Annotated in this window: 17 protein-coding genes; 4 read left to right on the top strand and 13 right to left on the bottom strand. The window is 66.6% G+C overall.

Annotation, left to right across the window (positions count from 1 at the left end):
- Both QCE88_RS26200 and QCE88_RS26195 read right to left on the bottom strand, forming a co-directional pair.
- Window positions 1-1,092: DUF6531 domain-containing protein (locus tag QCE88_RS26200; RefSeq protein ID WP_309908777.1), on the bottom strand; the 1,092-nt coding region annotated here is incomplete at its 3' end.
- 5 nt (window positions 1,093-1,097) lie between these two features.
- On the bottom strand, window positions 1,098-2,441 hold the full coding sequence (locus tag QCE88_RS26195; protein WP_309907790.1) for a hypothetical protein: 1,344 nt from the start codon (window positions 2,439-2,441) through the stop codon (window positions 1,098-1,100).
- Window positions 2,442-2,716: 275 nt separating this feature from the next.
- Here QCE88_RS26195 and QCE88_RS26190 point away from each other — a divergent pair, with 275 nt between their 5' ends.
- Window positions 2,717-4,180 (top strand): hypothetical protein, encoded by a 1,464-nt coding sequence (locus QCE88_RS26190; RefSeq protein ID WP_309907789.1) that lies wholly within the window; start codon window positions 2,717-2,719, stop codon window positions 4,178-4,180.
- A 77-nt stretch (window positions 4,181-4,257) separates the two neighbouring features.
- Here QCE88_RS26190 and QCE88_RS26185 read toward each other — a convergent pair whose 3' ends face one another.
- The 5 genes from QCE88_RS26185 to QCE88_RS26165 all read right to left on the bottom strand — a co-directional run bounded on the left by QCE88_RS26185 (window position 4,258) and on the right by QCE88_RS26165 (window position 8,568).
- A complete protein-coding gene (locus tag QCE88_RS26185; protein ID WP_309907788.1) occupies window positions 4,258-5,493 on the bottom strand; it encodes an MFS transporter in 1,236 nt (411 codons plus the stop codon).
- Window positions 5,490-6,728 carry a YbfB/YjiJ family MFS transporter gene (locus QCE88_RS26180; RefSeq protein ID WP_309907787.1) on the bottom strand — a complete coding sequence of 413 codons (1,239 nt, stop codon included), beginning with the start codon at window positions 6,726-6,728 and terminating at the stop codon, window positions 5,490-5,492. The genes QCE88_RS26185 and QCE88_RS26180 overlap by 4 nt, the downstream gene beginning before the upstream one ends.
- Window positions 6,729-6,850: 122 nt before the next feature.
- Window positions 6,851-7,765, bottom strand: coding sequence for a LysR family transcriptional regulator (locus QCE88_RS26175; protein ID WP_309907786.1), 915 nt, complete (start codon window positions 7,763-7,765; stop codon window positions 6,851-6,853).
- Between the two features lie 69 nt (window positions 7,766-7,834).
- Window positions 7,835-8,254 carry an organic hydroperoxide resistance protein gene (locus QCE88_RS26170; RefSeq protein WP_309907785.1) on the bottom strand — a complete coding sequence of 140 codons (420 nt, stop codon included), beginning with the start codon at window positions 8,252-8,254 and terminating at the stop codon, window positions 7,835-7,837.
- A gap of 41 nt (window positions 8,255-8,295) precedes the next feature.
- Entirely contained in the window at window positions 8,296-8,568 is a 273-nt protein-coding gene (locus QCE88_RS26165) for a hypothetical protein (protein ID WP_309907784.1), read from the bottom strand.
- 367 nt (window positions 8,569-8,935) lie between these two features.
- On the opposite strand from QCE88_RS26165, the gene QCE88_RS26160 reads away from it, so the two are divergent.
- The 3 genes from QCE88_RS26160 to QCE88_RS26150 are packed head-to-tail and all read left to right on the top strand — an operon-like array spanning window position 8,936 to window position 11,167.
- A complete protein-coding gene (locus tag QCE88_RS26160; protein ID WP_309907783.1) occupies window positions 8,936-9,079 on the top strand; it encodes a hypothetical protein in 144 nt (47 codons plus the stop codon).
- A complete protein-coding gene (locus tag QCE88_RS26155; RefSeq protein WP_309907782.1) occupies window positions 9,066-9,806 on the top strand; it encodes a response regulator in 741 nt (246 codons plus the stop codon). Before QCE88_RS26160 ends, QCE88_RS26155 begins: the two co-directional genes overlap by 14 nt.
- The gene (locus tag QCE88_RS26150) at window positions 9,803-11,167 is read left to right on the top strand and encodes a HAMP domain-containing sensor histidine kinase (protein WP_309907781.1); all 1,365 of its coding nucleotides are present in this window, start codon (window positions 9,803-9,805) and stop codon (window positions 11,165-11,167) included. Before QCE88_RS26155 ends, QCE88_RS26150 begins: the two co-directional genes overlap by 4 nt.
- Window positions 11,168-11,605: 438 nt before the next feature.
- Here QCE88_RS26150 and QCE88_RS26145 read toward each other — a convergent pair whose 3' ends face one another.
- From QCE88_RS26145 to QCE88_RS26120, 6 genes are all read right to left on the bottom strand, one after another.
- Window positions 11,606-12,382 (bottom strand): glycosyltransferase family 2 protein, encoded by a 777-nt coding sequence (locus QCE88_RS26145; protein ID WP_309907780.1) that lies wholly within the window; start codon window positions 12,380-12,382, stop codon window positions 11,606-11,608.
- Window positions 12,383-12,444: 62 nt separating this feature from the next.
- Complete coding sequence (locus QCE88_RS26140; RefSeq protein ID WP_309907777.1) at window positions 12,445-13,260, bottom strand: lysophospholipid acyltransferase family protein; 816 nt, start codon at window positions 13,258-13,260, stop codon at window positions 12,445-12,447.
- Complete coding sequence (locus QCE88_RS26135; RefSeq protein ID WP_309907775.1) at window positions 13,253-14,113, bottom strand: MipA/OmpV family protein; 861 nt, start codon at window positions 14,111-14,113, stop codon at window positions 13,253-13,255. The genes QCE88_RS26140 and QCE88_RS26135 overlap by 8 nt, the downstream gene beginning before the upstream one ends.
- Entirely contained in the window at window positions 14,110-15,438 is a 1,329-nt protein-coding gene (locus QCE88_RS26130) for an NAD(P)/FAD-dependent oxidoreductase (RefSeq protein WP_309907773.1), read from the bottom strand. The genes QCE88_RS26135 and QCE88_RS26130 overlap by 4 nt, the downstream gene beginning before the upstream one ends.
- A gap of 42 nt (window positions 15,439-15,480) precedes the next feature.
- Window positions 15,481-16,197: a 3-oxoacyl-ACP reductase FabG gene (gene fabG / locus QCE88_RS26125; RefSeq protein WP_309907771.1), complete on the bottom strand. Its 717-nt coding sequence runs from the start codon at window positions 16,195-16,197 to the stop codon at window positions 15,481-15,483.
- Window positions 16,198-16,314: 117 nt separating this feature from the next.
- Window positions 16,315-16,575, bottom strand: coding sequence for a phosphopantetheine-binding protein (locus QCE88_RS26120; RefSeq protein WP_309907769.1), 261 nt, complete (start codon window positions 16,573-16,575; stop codon window positions 16,315-16,317).
- Window positions 16,576-16,704: the final 129 nt, after the last annotated feature.

Raw genomic sequence — 16,704 nt, 5'->3', positions numbered from 1 at the left:
CAAATGCACGCCGTCGAGATAAAGCGCATGACCGCCGACGCCTTCGATGATGCGCGCCGCCCAACCTTCATCGGCGGGCATCTGGTCGAAGCACACCCATTTGTCGGGGAAATAGACGATGCCCCCGATTTCATCATCGTGCTCGAAGAGTTCGATGCGGATATCGGCCGGCGATTGCCAGCCGCATCCCACTGCGCCTAGACGAATGTCGTGACTCGCGTAACGACGATCCCACACGAGCGGCAAGCGTCCCGGCACGGTGAAATCGTGCTGCTGAACGACCACTTCACCCGTGATGCCGTTGACCGGTTCGCCGAAGGCCCATTTGGCGACCAGCCTGACGAAGTTGCCCCACCGTCCGTTGCCCATGCGATCCTGAATCGCCCTGGACACCGCGCAGCCCCGCGACGGCCTGGACATGCCGTGCGAAAAAGCCCCGCGCATCGCCATGCCCGCCAGCGCCGCGATGCTGGGCACAGGCGGACCGCCCACCAGCACCGGGCGGGATGCCGGAATCGGCAGCATGACCGAAGTCGGCAGCGACGTGCTTCCACGCCGTGTGTGCGCGCTGTTGTGCGACAGCGAGAGCATTCCCGTGAACCAGCAGGTCAACGCAGGCAGAACCGCATAGGCCATCGGATCGCCATTGGCCTGCACCGTCATGCTGCCGAGGACGGCTTCGCCATTGCCTGCTGGCTTGGGCGCATCGGGGCCGGTGAACACACCGCCCATCGGAAAATGCAGGCCGGGAACGTGCATGGTCTGCGTGCCGGCGGTCGAGCGCATCAGACCGTTGATCCAGATCGGGCCACCGCCTCCGCCTGAAGTCACCGAGACGGCCATCGCACCGGCAGCGACCGCCGCCGCGCTCACGCTATGCATCCCCAACTTGACGATGGACCCCGCACTCATCGCCATCATTCCGGTGGACACCATGCTGCCCACCCCTTCCGGCAGCATCGACAGATATTCCATCGGATCGAGCACAAAGCCCACGTGCGGATGCGGCAGCGGCAAGACGACGCCCGCAGGCGTCTGAATCATATGCACGTCCACGCCGACCACTGGCGTCAGGTGCGTGACCGCCAGCATGCCCACTACGCTTGCTCCCCGCCGAGATCCGCTTCGATCTGCGCGGTGATCGCTTCAGGCGGCAGTGGCTTGATCGTCTCGGGCCAGTTCTCGCCGAACAGGGCGCATAGTCGCGACGTAAGTTCGCCACGTTGCCGGCGAAGAATACCAACGCGGCCAAGCGCCTGCTGCGCGACATGCTGGACATTGCTGTTCGCGCGCAGCACCGAATCGATCCAAAGACCACAATCAAGCGCCCGAAAATTCGCCTCCAGTGCTTCTTCCTGACGACGCATCTGACTCATGCACTCGCCCACCATGCGCCACGCTTCGACGCAAAGAATGCCGTCATGCTCGGCTTGTGCGAACGAGGCGGCCTGTTCGTAACGCTCGGCGGCGCGGGTGTATTTGCCTTGCATCCAGTGGACACTCGCTTCACCGAACAGACTGTTGACAGCCAGCTTGTTGCCTGCCGAATGTCCGGCGTTCACCGCCTGAAGCGCGGCTTGCGTGGCCTGTTCGTAAGCATCGAGCGCCTGAGCAGCTTCATTCCACTTCAGATACGCAGCGCCCGCGAGCAGATGCACGGTCACGCTCTGATCGAACCAGCCATGATTGCTCGTGATGGCCAGCGCCTCGGCGCGCACCGATTCAAGCCGCACCGCATCGCCCTGTGCGAGCGTTTCTCCCAGTTCCACAAAGAGACGCGGAAAGTCACCTTGCGGACCACGCTGACCGGACTCGACAAACAGTTCGCGCGGCAGCGTTTCCATCCCGTAGCGCCCATGCACCACGACCATTTGTTCAGGCTTGCGCTGGCGCAGCCATGCAAAAGCATCGGCATCGCTGCCAATCAACACGAAGCGCATGCGCTCGGCTTGCCATGCGTCGCGTTCGATGCCATCGAGCAGTTCGTTCAAGCAGCGCTCGAATGCGTTCGGCTTGCTGACCGGCTCGGGTTCGAGAATCAGCACCAGTTCCGGAAACACGTCCGGGTGATGCTGCAACAAGCTACGTGTGAGCGTCAGCAGATAAGCCGTCGGCGTTGCGCCTTGCGGGTTCGGTGGATGCCAGTCGGCGGCAATGCCATTTTTGAGGGCGCTCTCGCGATTGGCCTCATAGAACGCGATAATTTCCTGACCGAGCGCACGAACGTATTGATCCGCGTGATCGAAGCGCGGGGTCAGTTGCAACACCGCGTTCGACAGCGTGTATTGACGCTGAACATAGATCTCCATCATGCGCAGGTCGGCTTCGTTCGCCTGCCAGTAGAGAAGCGATGCGCGTGAATTAGCGCGAAAGCGCAACCAATCCTCATGCACCGCCATCAAGCGACGTTCTACCGGATGGGTGGGTTGCCATGTCTGCATCGTGCGCTCGGAGCCTCGTTGATCGAAGCTATGAGCCTGCTGCATCCATCAATGCAACGGAATGCTTAAATTCCGAAATGTGAAATCAGAGAACCGAAGCAGAGAGGCGGCATTCTGGCGAACAGGTCCTTGACGGCCCTTCGCAACGCCTGACCGATGCCCGGATACCGCCCTGGCCCACTGCTTCGAACCGACACTGCAATGGCCGCGCGTCGTGCGGCCGTGTTGCCGATTAGCGGCGACACGCATCCCATTTTCTCTGGCAGGAGAATGCCATGCGCGTTGGTCAAAGCTCTTACCCTCAGCAAACCACAACCGACTATTCCGATCCCGAGAGTCATCAGAACCTGAACCGCGTCGTCCGGGATCCGGGCGGCGGCGTCAGCACACAGGAGTTCAACGGACGCGGCAAGCTTGGCACGACGCACGACTACGATGTCTCGGGCAAGCCGGTACGTTCGACTGGCTTCGACCCTGGCGAGGGCAAGGACGGCACACTCACGAAAGTCAAATTCAACGCCGACGACAGCCACACGGTTTCCAAGTTCGGCAGCTCGGGCGTCACGAGTTACACCGTGAGCAAGGACGGCAGGGAGTCCAACGTTCAAAGTCGACCGATGACGGCGAATGAGTACCGCGAGTTCGCGCAGTGGCAATCGGAGGCTGACACGCCGGCGACGGCGGACGCATCGCAATCGCAATCCCTGACCGCCCCTGCGCCTCAGGCAGCAACGCAGCCGCAGACGGCTCCGGCTTCCGAGCCCATGGCGCAGCAATCGATGGCTGCTGCCCCGCAGAGTGCAGGCCAGCAGCAGCCGGCTACGGCTCAGCAGACCGCAGCACCGCAGCAGCCAGTTTCGGCTCCGCAAACGGCACCGCAGCAACAGCCGGCTACGGCCGCGCAAACGCCACCGCAGCGGCAAACCGCTCCAACTCCGCAGCAGCAGAAGGCTACGGCAGCGGCCACGCAAACGGCTCCTCAGAGCGCCCGACAACCGCAGCCGCCGACGGCCATGCAAACGGCACCGCAGCAGCAAACGGCTGCGGCTCAGCAAACCGCAGCCCAGCCGTTGAAGCAGACTACCCAGAGCTATCTCGATCCGGATAGCGGCCGCGAACTGAACCGCGTCGTCACCCGGCCCGACGGAAGCCGATCGCTCATTTCGTTCAACGACTATGGTCAGGAAGCGGCGCGGAACGACTATGACAGCAGCGGCCGGCTTACGCGTGACATTGGCTACGATCGGAACGAAGGTCCGGGCGGGACGTTGACGGTGGCCGATCACAAGGATGACGGCCGTGATGTGACGAAGGCCAGTCGGGCCGGCATGACGAACTATTCGGTCGATGCCAGCGGCGTGGAGTCGAACGTTCACGGCGGGCCGCTGACGAAGCAGAACGCCGGGAACTACGCGACATGGCAGCCGCCGGCGACCGTGACACAAAAGCCCACCAGCGCACCGGCTCCGGCACCGGCGCAGCAGCCGACAGCAACAGCACAGTCCGACGCCCCCGCGACCGCATCCGCTCCGACCACGCGCAACCCGCAACCGTCTGCCCAGACGCCGACCACCCAACTTGCCCGTGATGAATCGCCCGACATGACCGATACCTCGCAGCAGTCCGACGGCTCCCCGGATCTGTACAGCGACGCTCCGCCCACGAAAGATCCAGAAGCCCGCGCCGCTTCAGAGTCGGGCGCGAACCCTGTCGATACGGCCGCCAACCAGAGCGACTGATCGTCCAACGCGCCCCTGCGCGCCACACGCACCCCGGGCGCCGCGCTCCAACGCGCGCGCTCGCCGGGCGCCACGCCTCACCGCGTGCGCGCCCAGCGAGCGAGTCCCGCGCACGCGATCAACAGGCTGCCCGTGACAAAGAACACCGAATGCAGGCCAAGCATCACGCCGATCTGCCCGCCGATCACTGGCCCGATCACCTGTCCGCTGAACTGCGCGGATTGCAGATAGCCGAGCAGCGTGCCGCTGCTGTTCTCGTCGACGGCACTGCGCGCCAGCTTGGCGATCGACGGCAGCAGTCCCGCCAGCGTCATGCCCATGACCACACGCAGTCCGGCGAGCTGCCACCAGTGATGCACGAAGGCTTGCGGAAGCATCGCGAGGCCCGTCAGCACGAGACAGCCGACGATCACATTCCAGCTGCCAATCCGGTCCGCCAGCGCGCCCAGCCGCGCCGCCGTCAGCATGCTGCCGAGCGCCGAGCACGCCATCACGAGGCCCGCGATACGCGTCACATGATCGCCCGCCACGCCGAGACCGCTGATGTACACCGTGATGATCGGCTCGATCGACATGTTGGCGAGCAGCACCATCATCGCCGTCGCAAGCAGCGCGGCGACCACCGCGTAATTCGTGCGCCGGCCCGGCTCGGCGGGATGACGCGCGCCGCGCTGTTTCGCGTCGCCGGGGTGAAAGTCCTCCCTGACGAACACGATGCTCAGCAGCGCGGCCACGGCGATCATCCCCGCGCCCGCAAAAAACGTCCCGCGAATGCCGATCAGCCCCGGCAGGAAGCCACCCACCAGCGGCCCGGCGAGATTGCCGGCGAGCGCGCCCGTCGACAGCACGCCCAGCGCCCAGCCCGCGCGCTCGCGCGGGGCCTGCGTGCCGATCAGCACCGTCGAGGCCGACGCATAGCCTCCCACCAGTCCCGCCAGCAGCCGCAGCGCCACGAGCTGATACACCGAATCCGCGACGCCGATCAGCGACATCACGACGGCCATGCCGAGGGCCGCGCGCACGAGCATCGGCTTGCGGCCGTAGCGGTCGGCGAGACGGCCCCAGAGCGGCGCGGTGACGGCGGTGCCGAGGAAGGTCGCGCTGAACGCGACGCCCGACCACTGGATCACGCCCGCCTGCGACTCGACGCCGAGTTGCCGCACATACAGGGGCAGGAACGGCAGCAGCATGCTGAGACTGACGAGCGTCGTGAATGAACCGAATACGCAGACGGCGAGATTGCGCCGCCAGTACTGCGCGTTGCGTTCGGCGTAGCCGGTGTGCGGCACGGCCGCTGACATGATCTGGCTCATCGCGCTGCTCCCTTCGTCGCCGTGAACAGGTCGATGGCAAGGGCCATCACGAGCGCCCCCGCACCGATGCCGAACAGCAACCGGTAGTCGCCGCCGCTGTTCGCAAAGAGAAACGACATGCCGTACGCGGCGAGCGCCTGCAGGATGGCGAAGGACGTCGTCGCGGTGCGCCACGCGCCCTTCTGCTCCGCGGGATGATGCGCGAGCAGTTCGTTGACGCGTCCCAGCACGAGCGGCACGATGCCTGGCGTGAACGCGCCGACCACCACGCTCGACACCATCAGCAACGCCGTGTTCGAGGTCAGCGCGGGAATCGCGACGGCTACGGCCTGCAGCAGATAAGCCACGCGCAAGGCGGGCCCGAAGCCGGCGCGATCGGCGAGATGACCGGCCAAGAGCGGCCCGGCAATCGCGCCGATGCCGTACAGCACCCAGAACTCGGCGCCGGCATCGACACCCTTGCCGAGACCGCGCGCGACGAAATCGACCAGGAAGATCATGTGCGGCACCAGACCGGCCGCATTCAACGCGTATTCGGCAAAGAGCGCGCGCAACGCGGGCGGCCGTGCAGCCTTCGCGTGACGGCGCGGCGCAGCTTGAGCCGCATGAGCCGCATGAGCCGATTGAGCCGCATGAGCGGGTGCATCCTGCGCAGGCCAGCCCCGCCATGCCACGACGGTCAGCAGCAGCGAGACCGCCGCCAGCCCGAGCCACGTCGCCGTGAGTCCCTGCTGCAGCAGCAACGGCACGATCGTGCCCGATGCCGCAATCCCCAGCCCGATGCCCGCGAAGATCGCCCCGCTCGCGAAGCCGCGCCGCGACGGCGCGACGTGCGCGATGATCGTCGGCGCGGCGAGCACCATCAGCGCGCCGCCCGCGATGCCCGAGAGAAAGCGCCACGCGAAGAACCATGCGAACGACAGCGGAATCGCGCAGGCGACGAATGCGAGCGTGGCGAGCGCCATCATCGCGCGCAGGACCGTCGCGGCGCGCGCGTGGCGGGCGAAGATACCGGCCATCAGCGCGCCGGCGAGATAACCGCCGAGATTGGCCGCACCGAGATAGGCGGCCGTCGAGGCCGGAAACCAGTGCGCGCCGATGATCGCCGGCAACAGCGGCGTGTACGCAAAGCGCGCGAGCCCGATGCCCACCAGACTCGCACTCGCGCCGGCCAGCACGCCGCGCCACACCTGGAACGTTCCGCGTTCCACCCGATCGAGAACTGCATCACTCATACCGCCTCCACGACTGCGGCGGACGCGGCTTACGCATCCTGCCCGTGAAGTCAATATATATTCGACCGCGCGTCGAGAGAATCAGCGCTCAATGGAAGACACTCTTCCGCCCAACGGTCGAATCAGTCCAGTTGCAGCCGCTTGAATTCGCGACGCAGGCGGGGCGTCGCGAAATCGACGAATGCGCGCACCTTCGGCACGGCCAGGCGTCCGTGCGGCGTGAGGAGATGCACGGGCAGCGGCGCATGCTCGCGATCGTCGAGCACGATCTGCAGCGACGCGTCGCGCACTTCTCTCGCGACGTGGTACGAAAACAGCCGCACGAGGCCATGTCCATCCACCGCCGACGCAACCGCCGCCCGCACCGTGTTGACGATGAAACGCGGCGCGAACTGCACGACCTGCGGAATGGCCGCACCGCCGGCCGTCGGAAAGCTCCACGAATCCAGGCCGAAATGGGTCATCGAGACGATCGCATGGCGGGCGAGATCGGCGGGCTGGAGAATCGGCGCATGCTTGGCCAGATAACGCGGCGACGCCGCCACGACGCGCCGCACTTCGCCCACCGGCACGGCGACCAGCGTCGAGTCCGGCAGGTGACCGATGCGCAGCGCGATATCGATGCCCTCGTCGATCAGGCTCACGGGCCGGTCCAGCAGTTGCAGCCGCACGGAAACCGCCGGAAAGCGCGCGATGAAGTCGTCGAGCAGCGGACGCAGCAGATCTTCGCCCGCGGCGACCGGCGCGGTGAGCGTCAACAGCCCGCGCGGCGCGGAGCGTTCGTGGGCAATCAGGAGATCGGCTTCCTCGAGATCGGTGAGGATGCGGCGGCACGCGGCGGCATAGCGCTCGCCGGCTTCGGAGAGTTTGATGGTGCGCGTCGTGCGATGCAGCAGCGCCGTGCCGGTGTGCTCTTCCAGAAACGCGATGGCCCGGCTCACGGCGGCGGGCGAACGGCCGAGCCGCCGTCCCGCGCCTGCCAGGCTGCCTTCGTCCAGCGTGGCGATGAAGACTTTCATCGCGTCGATTCGGTCCATGGGGGAGCGGCCGCGCCGCGTCGTTCGAAGAAGCGCCCAGTCTAACGCGGGCGCCCTTCCCAGGCCGCGTCAGAGGACGGTGATCGTCACGTCGATATTGCTCTTCAGCGCCTTCGAGTAAGGACAGGTCTGATGCGCCATCTGCGCGATCTCTTCCGCCAGCGCGCGCTCGATGCCCGGCAGGCTCACGTTGAGGCGCGCGCGCAGCAGATAGGCGTCGCCGTTCATGCCGAGATCCACTTCCGCTTCCACCGCCGTCTCGGCGGGCAGGCGCGTCTTCAGTTTCGCGGCGGCCTTGCCCATCGCTCCGATGAAGCACGCGGACCAGCCTGCGGCCAGCATCTGCTCGGGATTGGTGCCCGGGCCGGTCGAGCCCGGCGGCGAGAGCTTGACGTCGAGACGGCCGTCAGTGCTGCGCGCATGCCCTTCGCGGCCGCCGACGACGCGGGTCTTGCCGGTGTACAGCACGGTATCGATCTGGGTGGTCATGATGGATCCTCTTTCTCTATGGGTGAATTGAGTCGGCTTGATTAGTGATGAGCGAACAGCCGGGCGGTGTCGCTGACCGCCACGGCGCGCCCGCCGGATTGCGAGCGGGTGTCGTCCATGCCGCCGTAGGCCTGCGTCGGCGCGGCTGCGGCTTCCTGCGCGAGGGTCTGTACGCTCACGCCACGCTGCGAGGCGGGCGCGCCGGCCAGCGGGTCGTAATGCGGCGCGGGGCCGTAGCCGCTGCTGGCGAAAGCGGAACCGGCGGCGGCCGCGCTGACGGCGATGAGTGCGGCGGTAACGTAGTGCTTGATCATGATCGGTGCTCCATGCGTGATGGTGACTGGTGGTGACGGATGCGTCGGCTGAAAGTGCTGACTGCGCCCGGGCGTCGGAGTGTTGAATCTGCGGTTCACTCCTGCGCCGTCGGTGGATGCATTTGAATGCCCGGAGGTATCCGGCATGTGTCTGGCAAGCGGGTTCGCTGCAATGTTTTGTATCCGCCGCGCGGCAGATACAGTGGGATACGAAGGCCGCGCCCGCGCCGGGAATCGCCGCAACACGCATTGGCAACCTTATGTATCGCCCGGCAGGCGGGATACACTGCGATACAAACCCTCCGCCGGGACGCGCTATAACGCATTCATCGACGCACACAACGCGTCACCCGCCGGAGCTTCCAACATGAAACGCTTGCTCGCGATGTTCGCCTTCCTGGCAGGCGGCCTCGCCACCGAATTGGCCCATCCGGTCCAGTGCCTGCTCGTCAATCCGGGCCGGATGCAACCCTGGCGTCAACGACCACGGTCCAACGATGGAAACCACTGACCACGTATTGATCGTCGACGACGATCGCGGGATCCGCGAACTCCTCGCGTCCTATCTCGAGAAGAACGGCATGCGCGTGTCGCTGGCCGCCAATGGCCGGCAGATGCGCACGGTGCTGGAGCAAGGCGCGCCGGACCTGATCGTGCTCGACCTGATGCTGCCCGGCGAAGACGGTCTCGTGCTGTGCCGCGAACTGCGCGCCGGCAAGTTCCGCGACGTGCCGGTGCTGATGCTCACCGCGCGCAACGAGGAAGCGGACCGGATTCTCGGCCTCGAAATGGGCGCCGACGACTACCTGCCGAAACCCTTCGCGGTGCGCGAGCTGCTGGCGCGCATCAAGTCGGTGTTGCGCCGCACGCGCATGCTGCCGCCGGGCATGGAGGTGAGCGAAGCGAGCCCGATGCTCGGCTTCGGCGACTGGAAGCTCGATACCACCGCACGTCATCTGCTCGACGCCGAAGGCACGATGGTCTCGCTGTCCGGCGCGGAATACCGGCTGCTGCGCGTGTTTCTCGATCATCCGCAGCGCGTGCTGACGCGCGATCAATTGCTGAACCTGACCCAGGGTCGCCAGGCCGACGCCTTCGACCGCAGCATCGACCTGCTGGTCTCGCGGGTGCGCCAGAGGCTGCGTGACACGGCGCGCGAGCCGCGTTACATCAAGACGCTGCGCAGCGAGGGCTATGTGTTTTCTGCCGAAGTCAAACCGCTCGGGCCATCCGAATGAGTACGCTATCCACTGCTTCCGCTGCGCCCGCCGCTTCCGCTTCGGCGCTGCTGCGCGCGCCGCGCACGCTGTTCGCGCGCCTTGCGCTGATTCTCGTCGTCGGGCTGGCGCTGGCGCAGACCTGCTCGTTCCTGCTGACCATGCACGAACGCGACGACTCGATGACTCACATGATGGTCGGCTACGTCCAGCGCGAGGTCGCGACGTCGGTCGCGCTGCTCGATCACCTGCCGCCGGACGAACGCGCGCAATGGCTGCCGCGTCTCGCGCGGCGCAGCTACACGTTCGTCCTCGGACCGGGCGAGAGCGGCACGCCGCCCGGTGCGCCGCTCTCGGCGCGCTTTGCGCAATCGATGGTCGCGGGCGCCGCAGCGGGCCTCGGCACGCACGTTCCGCCGACGGTCAACGCCGTGCCCGGCGACAAGGAACACTTCCAGGTCCATATGAAGCTCTCGGACGGCATGCCGCTCACCATCGACATGCGGCCGATGGTCGGCATGCCGCTGTCCGACTGGCTGCCGCTGGTGCTGCTGCTGCAACTCGTCGTGCTGGGCGCGTGCTGCTGGCTCGCGGTGCGCATCGCGACCGGGCCGCTCAAGCAGCTCGCGCGCGCCGCCGACACGCTCGGCCCCGATCTCAAGGCCCGGCGCCTGCCGGAAACCGGTCCTGAAGAAGTGGCGCACGCAGCGAAAGCGTTCAACGCGATGCAGGACCGCGTCGCGATGTACATGACCCAGCGCATGCAGATTCTCGCGGCCATCACGCACGACCTGCAGACGCCGATCACGCGCATGCGCCTGCGCGTCGACACGATGGACGACGATGCCACCGGCGCACGCCTGCGCCAGGACTTGCAGGAGATGGAATCGCTCGTGAAGGAAGGCGTGACTTACGCGCGCACACTGCACGGCACGCAGGAAACGCCGCGCCGCATTGATCCGGACGCGCTGTTCGAGAGCATCGCCGATGATTATCGCGACGCCGGGCAGGACGTGACGCTGCGTGGGGGCATCGGTGGCGCGCTGATGGCGCCGCCGCAGGCGCTCAAGCGCGTGGTGGGCAATCTCGTCGACAACGCGCTGAAGTATTCGGGCGCCGCCGAGATCGAGACCGGTCGGCAGGACGACGGCCGCGCGTTTATCGCGGTGCTGGATCGCGGGCCGGGCATTCCGGAGGAATCGCTCGCCGCCGTGTTCGAGCCGTTCGTGCGCCTGGAGGAGTCGCGCAACCGGCAGACGGGCGGCACCGGACTGGGACTCGCGATCGCCCGTCAGCTCACGCTCGCGATGGACGCCTCGCTGACACTGCACCGGCGCGAAGGCGGCGGGCTGGAAGCGCGGCTGGTGCTCAGGGCGGTGTAGTTATCTCATGAGGCTACGGAAGGCGAACAGCGGCAGCGCGAAGGCGGCGGCCTCGAAACGCGGTTGACGCTCAGGCCGGCGTAGTTATCCCATGAGGCTGCGGAACGCGAACAGCGGAAGCGCGAAGGCGGCGGCCTTGAAGCGCGGCTGGTGCTCAGGCCGACGTAGTTATCCCATGAGGCTACGGAAGACGAACAGCGGCAGCGCGAAGGCGGCACCCTCGAAACGCGGCTGGCGCTCAGGCCGGCGTACTCATCGACTCGTGAGACCCATGAGTCTGCGGACGGCCAGTAGCACAGGCGCGAAGGCGGCGGCCTCGAAGCGCGGCTGGCGCTCAGGCCGGCGTAGTTATCCCATGAGCCTGAGCAAGACGAACAGCGGCAGCCGCAGGACGAAGCCAGCGGGCTCACGGCGCAGCGGGTGCTCAAACCAGCGTACTCACCGACTCGCAAGACCCATGAGCCTGCGGCAAACCAGCAGCGGCAGCCGCAGCACGAAGCCGGCCAGCAGTCGCAAATGCATCCACGTCAGCAGCAGGTTGTCGCGGCCATACTGGAAGTGCGACACGCCGCCCTCTTCCGCCGTGAAATAACGCACCGGCGCGTCCAGGTTGATCGGACGCACGCCGCGCCAGCACAGCCGCACCACCGCTTCGGGATCGAAGTCGAAGCGGCGCATGAACGGCTGCGAACGCATCACGGCGGCAAGCGGCGCGATCGGATAGACGCGAAAGCCGTACAGCGAATCGCCAATGCCCATCCACAGCGTCTCCAGATTCGCCCAGCCGTTCGAAATGCGCCGGCCCTGCACACGCAGTTGCGGCGCGCTGGCATCGAAGCGCGGACGGCCGAGGATCATCGCGTCCGGCGCAGCGCGCGAGCTTTCCATGAAACGCGGGATCAGCGCGGCGGGATGCTGGCCGTCGGAGTCCATCGTCAGCGCGTGAGTGAAGCCCAGCCGAGCCGCTTCCTCCAGCCCCGCGAGAATCGCCGCGCCCTTGCCGCGGTTCTCCGGCAGCACGATCACGCGCAAGCCCGCATCGGCTTCGGCCATCTGTGTCAGTCGCTCTGCACTGCCGTCGGTGCTTCCGTCCACGACGACCCACACCGGATTCCATTGCTCGCGCGCGCCGCGCACGGTTTCCTCGACTTTCACACCGGGGTTGTAGCTCGGAATGAGGACGAGATGCGTGGACGATGCGTGTGACGAAGGCATTGAGAAAAAATCGAACGGAACGGGATGCGACGAATTTTAACGGCTGCGGCCGGTCCTGCCGTTCAGCCCCGTGGACGGTGCGAGTCAAGTTCGCCCGCATAGAAACGCTGCAGTTCGGCGATGAAGCCTCGCAGCGCGGCGTGATCGCGTCCTGGCGGCGCGAAGCGGCGGCCGAGCGTCACGCGGTAGGTGATCGGCAGCGCAGGCTTGCGGAAAATCTGCCAGCCCTTGCCGAGAAAGCCGGAATCCGTCTCGATAATGAGCGTCTGCACCGGCGCCTGCGCCCGCGCCGCGATCAGCGCGATACCGCCCTTCAGCGGATTCACCGAACCGAGGCCGGTGCCGGTGCGCGTGCCTTCGGGAAACAGCAGCAGCGGACTGCCGCGCTGCAATTCGCCGACGGCGGCGCGAACCAGCCCCACCGGCGAGTCGTTGACGATATAACCGGCGAGCAGCGCGCCCGGCCCGAGGAACACGTTGCCCGCGACATCGCCCTTCATGACGCAGCAGGTGTCCGGCACGCGCGACGCAATCAACAGCGCGTCGAGCAGGCACGGATGGTTCGGCGCGAGGATCATGGCCGGCTGGCCGGCGAGCGCATCGAGGGCCGAGAGATCGAAACGGCACGCGCCCAGCGAGCGCAGCAGGACAAAATACAGATGCCAGACGCGCTGCACGGCCGCGCGGCCCACGAGCCGCCCGTCAGCGGCCGACAGCACGCGCCGCAGCAGCCACGCGAGCGGACACCACGCGAGACACACGAGCGCCAGCACCAGCAGCGCGAAATAGAACGCCACGCATTGCCACGCGCATTCGAGCGCGCCGCCCGGCGTGATGCGGGCGCCCGCGCCGCCGATCTTGCGCTGCGCGTCACTCATCGCTCGCCACCATCTTCGACGACTGCCCGAACACCCACGCTACCGCGATGCCGCCCGACAGCACGCTCTTCTGCCGCACGAGCGGGCTGTCGTCGAAATGCGCGCCCGCGAGATTCGCGTAGCGCACGAACGCGCCGACCCAGTAACGGCTGAAGCGCCGCGACATCGACACCAGCGCCTGCGAGCCGGCATAACCGCCGCTGGCGTGGAAGGCCGGACGCGCGGCGGTCGCGTATTGCGGCGCGACGGTGTAGTAGTGGTCGCTGTACTTGCTGTCGGCGAACATCGGGCCGGCGAACACGGCCGCATGCAGCCCGGAGACGTGGCCCACGTCGGTGAAATCGAGGTTCAGGTTCGGCGTGAACTGCCAGCCGACCGTCTTCGGCGACGACTCCAGCGTGATGCCCAGCCGCACCGGCATGCGCAGGTCCAGCTGCATGTCTCGCGACGCCGACCGCCACAGATGCACCTCCACCGAAGGCCCGACCTCGATGGTCGGCTTCAGGTCGGGCATGCCGGCGCGGGCGTTGTCGTCGCGGCTCGACACGGGCAGCGAACCGAGCACGCTGATGTTGAAATTCACGCGGTCGGTATCGAGCAGCTGGCCGCGCACGCCGTCGCGATCGGCGCGCAGATACTTGCCGCGATAGACGATGTACGGAAACGGAAAGACCCACGCGCGCGTCTGGTCCGAGCCGGGATAGTGCGGAAACGCGGCCACGCCCATGCCGACGCCCACTTCCCACAGCGGCTTGGAGGGCGGCGGCGCTTCGTCGGCTGCGGCGGCGGAAGCCGTCACGAGCAACGAGAGCCAGGCAAGACGCGCGGGACGGAACACGGTCGGCGAGGTCAATTGGCCGGCCGCTCCATGTGCTCCGCTTCGCTCAGGTTGCGGCGCCGCATGCGCCAGGCGCGCAGCGAATTGCGCCAGTCGATTGCCGCCGAAACGTAATAGATCCCCTTGAACGCGCGCAGCGAATGCCAGATCGGCGTCTTGCCGAAGATGTCGCCCGCCAGCAGCGACAGGAGCGCCTCCTTCATGCGCAGCGGATTGCGCGGGCCCATGAAGAGATTGCGCATCGTCGGCGACGTCATGCGATAGATGAACCACGAGAATTCGCGCGGACCATGCCGCACATCGCGGTCGAATTTTGCGAGCGCAGCCTGGGCACGCGCCGGATGCGCCAGCGCCGTATCGATGGCTTCCGCGCCCGCGAAGGCGCTTTGCATCGCCAGCATCACGCCGGAGGAGAACACCGGGTCGATGAAAGCGAAGGCATCGCCGAGCAACAGGAAGTTCGGTCCGTGCGTCATCTCGCCGGTGTACGAATAATTGCCGGTGGCGTGGACTTCGCTGACGAGCTCGGCGTCCTTCAGGCGTTCCGCGAGCGGCGCGCACAACGCAATGGTGTCGCGAAAGAACGCTTCCACCGAGGTGCCCTTTGGCCGCTGCTTGAGATACGCGGGCCACACGACCGCGCCGATGCTGGTCGTGCCGTCCACGAGCGGAATGAACCAGAACCAGCCGTGCTCAAACCAGAACACGGTGATGTTGCCTTCGTTCTCGCCGGGGTTGCGCTGCGCATGGCGGAAGTGCGCGTAAAGCGCGGACGAATTGTGCCGCTCGTTGCGGCGCTTGGTCCTGAAGTGATTGGCGAGCAGCGTGTCGCGGCCGGAAGCATCGACGACAAAGCGCGCCTGCACGGTCTCGCTGCGGCCGTCGTCGTGCTCCGCGTGGATGGTGGCGCTCGCACCGTCCGGGTTGAACACGACCTCGCGGGCGCGGCACCCTTCGCTCACTTCCGCGCCGTGGCGGGCCGCGTTGCGCAGCAGGATGTCGTCGAGTTCGGAGCGGCGCACCTGATAGGCGCTCGGCATCGACTTGTCCCAGGCGTCGGCGAACAGGAAGCGCTGCATGCGGCCGTCGTGCTGCGGCGACACGAATTCCGCCGCCAGCTTGACCATGCCGATCCTGCGGACCTCGTCGGCTACCCCGAGTTGCTCGAACAGGCGCAGGTTCGCGGGCAACAGCGACTCGCCGATATGAAAGCGCGGATGCCGCGCCTTCTCCAGCACGCGCACGCGATAGCCGCGCTTGGCGAGCAGCGTCGCCGCTGTCGATCCAGCCGGTCCGCCGCCGATCACGGCCACGTCCCAGGCCTGCGTCGCTTCAGTCATCCACGCTCCTTGTTTTGGTCTCGTTTTGCCGGATGCGCCGCTTCAGGCGATCCCGCCATTGATCGACAACACTTGCCCGGTGACATAGGCCGCCGCGTCCGACACCAGGTACGCGACCATGCCCGCGACTTCCTCCGCCGTGCCCGCGCGCTGCGCTGGCACCAGCTGCTTGATGCGCTCGGGCGGAAAAGCTGCACCGAGCATCGGCGAATCGATGACGCCGGGCGCCACGGCATTGACCGTGATGCCGCGCGACGCCAGTTCCTGCGCCAGCGCCCGCGTCGCGCCGATCAGCCCGGCCTTCGCCGCCGCATAGTTGACCTGCCCGCGATTGCCCATCAACCCCGCCACCGACGACAGATTGACGATCCGTCCGTGACGCGTGCGGATCATCGGCAGGAGCAGGGGCTGGGTGACGTTGAAGAAGCCGTCGAGCGTGACGTCGAGGACGCGTTTCCATTGCTGGCGCGTCATGCCGGCCATCGGCGCGTCGTCATGGATGCCGGCGTTGTTCACCAGGATCTGCACCGGCCCGTCCGCCAGGATGCGTTCGACGGCCTGCTGGGCGGCGTCGGGGTCGGTCACGTCGAAGGCGATGGCCTGCGCCGTGCCGCCCGCCGCGCGAATCGCCTGCACGCACTCTTCGGCCCGCCCGATGCCGCCGTGCGCGTGGACCCAGACTTCGTGCCCCGCGGCAGCCAGCGTCCGGCTGATGGCCTGTCCAATGGCGCCGCTGCCGCCCGTCACGAGCGCGCGCATGGCTCGGCTTGTGTCATCGATTGCACTCCGCTGGTTGATTGCGCCGTCCAGTCTCGACGCCCTGGATTTCAGCCGCGTGAAGGCGCCCGTGCCAAAGGCTGGGGGCCGGGACGCGGCCTAGCGCGTGCGATGCGCGGCGACGTGTGCCGCGAGCGCGCCCAGGCTGGCGAAAATCTTCTGGTTGTCGGGATTGTCCGAGCGCAGCTCGAACCCGTATTTTTTCGAGATCAGCAGCGCGATCTCGAGAATGTCGATGGAATCGAGCCCGAAACCTTCTTCATACAAGCGCGTGTCGGCCGATACGGCCTTGGGATCGACGTCTTCGAGATTCAAATCGGCGACGATCAGCTCGGCCAGCTCTCTTTCCAGTTCGTTCATCGTATTGACAGAGCGGCGCGAAAAAACGCGCCAAAGGCCGCCCGGCGGTGATGCCCCGCGCGCTTGCGCACGCTTCCCGCGGCCTGATTTCGAGATAATTGCGGTTCGCGAAATTCTAGACGAAGCCCC

The sequence above is a fragment of the Caballeronia sp. LZ035 genome, from assembly GCF_031451175.1.
Taxonomy (GTDB): Bacteria; Pseudomonadota; Gammaproteobacteria; order Burkholderiales; family Burkholderiaceae; genus Caballeronia.
This window is presented reverse-complemented; position numbering and strand designations above follow the sequence as displayed.

Excerpts from the sequence above, each read along its gene's own strand:
- QCE88_RS26195 (WP_309907790.1), bottom strand. The coding sequence starts at position 2,441 with ATGCAGACATGGCAACCCACCCATCCGGTAGAACGTCGCTTGATGGCG.
- QCE88_RS26190 (WP_309907789.1), top strand. The coding sequence starts at position 2,717 with ATGCGCGTTGGTCAAAGCTCTTACCCTCAGCAAACCACAACCGACTAT.
- QCE88_RS26185 (WP_309907788.1), bottom strand. The coding sequence starts at position 5,493 with ATGAGCCAGATCATGTCAGCGGCCGTGCCGCACACCGGCTACGCCGAA.
- QCE88_RS26180 (WP_309907787.1), bottom strand. The coding sequence starts at position 6,728 with ATGAGTGATGCAGTTCTCGATCGGGTGGAACGCGGAACGTTCCAGGTG.
- QCE88_RS26175 (WP_309907786.1), bottom strand. The coding sequence starts at position 7,765 with ATGGACCGAATCGACGCGATGAAAGTCTTCATCGCCACGCTGGACGAA.
- QCE88_RS26170 (WP_309907785.1), bottom strand. The coding sequence starts at position 8,254 with ATGACCACCCAGATCGATACCGTGCTGTACACCGGCAAGACCCGCGTC.
- QCE88_RS26165 (WP_309907784.1), bottom strand. The coding sequence starts at position 8,568 with ATGATCAAGCACTACGTTACCGCCGCACTCATCGCCGTCAGCGCGGCC.
- QCE88_RS26160 (WP_309907783.1), top strand. The coding sequence starts at position 8,936 with ATGAAACGCTTGCTCGCGATGTTCGCCTTCCTGGCAGGCGGCCTCGCC.
- QCE88_RS26155 (WP_309907782.1), top strand. The coding sequence starts at position 9,066 with ATGGAAACCACTGACCACGTATTGATCGTCGACGACGATCGCGGGATC.
- QCE88_RS26150 (WP_309907781.1), top strand. The coding sequence starts at position 9,803 with ATGAGTACGCTATCCACTGCTTCCGCTGCGCCCGCCGCTTCCGCTTCG.
- QCE88_RS26145 (WP_309907780.1), bottom strand. The coding sequence starts at position 12,382 with ATGCCTTCGTCACACGCATCGTCCACGCATCTCGTCCTCATTCCGAGC.
- QCE88_RS26140 (WP_309907777.1), bottom strand. The coding sequence starts at position 13,260 with ATGAGTGACGCGCAGCGCAAGATCGGCGGCGCGGGCGCCCGCATCACG.
- QCE88_RS26130 (WP_309907773.1), bottom strand. The coding sequence starts at position 15,438 with ATGACTGAAGCGACGCAGGCCTGGGACGTGGCCGTGATCGGCGGCGGA.
- fabG (WP_309907771.1), bottom strand. The coding sequence starts at position 16,197 with ATGCGCGCGCTCGTGACGGGCGGCAGCGGCGCCATTGGACAGGCCATC.
- QCE88_RS26120 (WP_309907769.1), bottom strand. The coding sequence starts at position 16,575 with ATGAACGAACTGGAAAGAGAGCTGGCCGAGCTGATCGTCGCCGATTTG.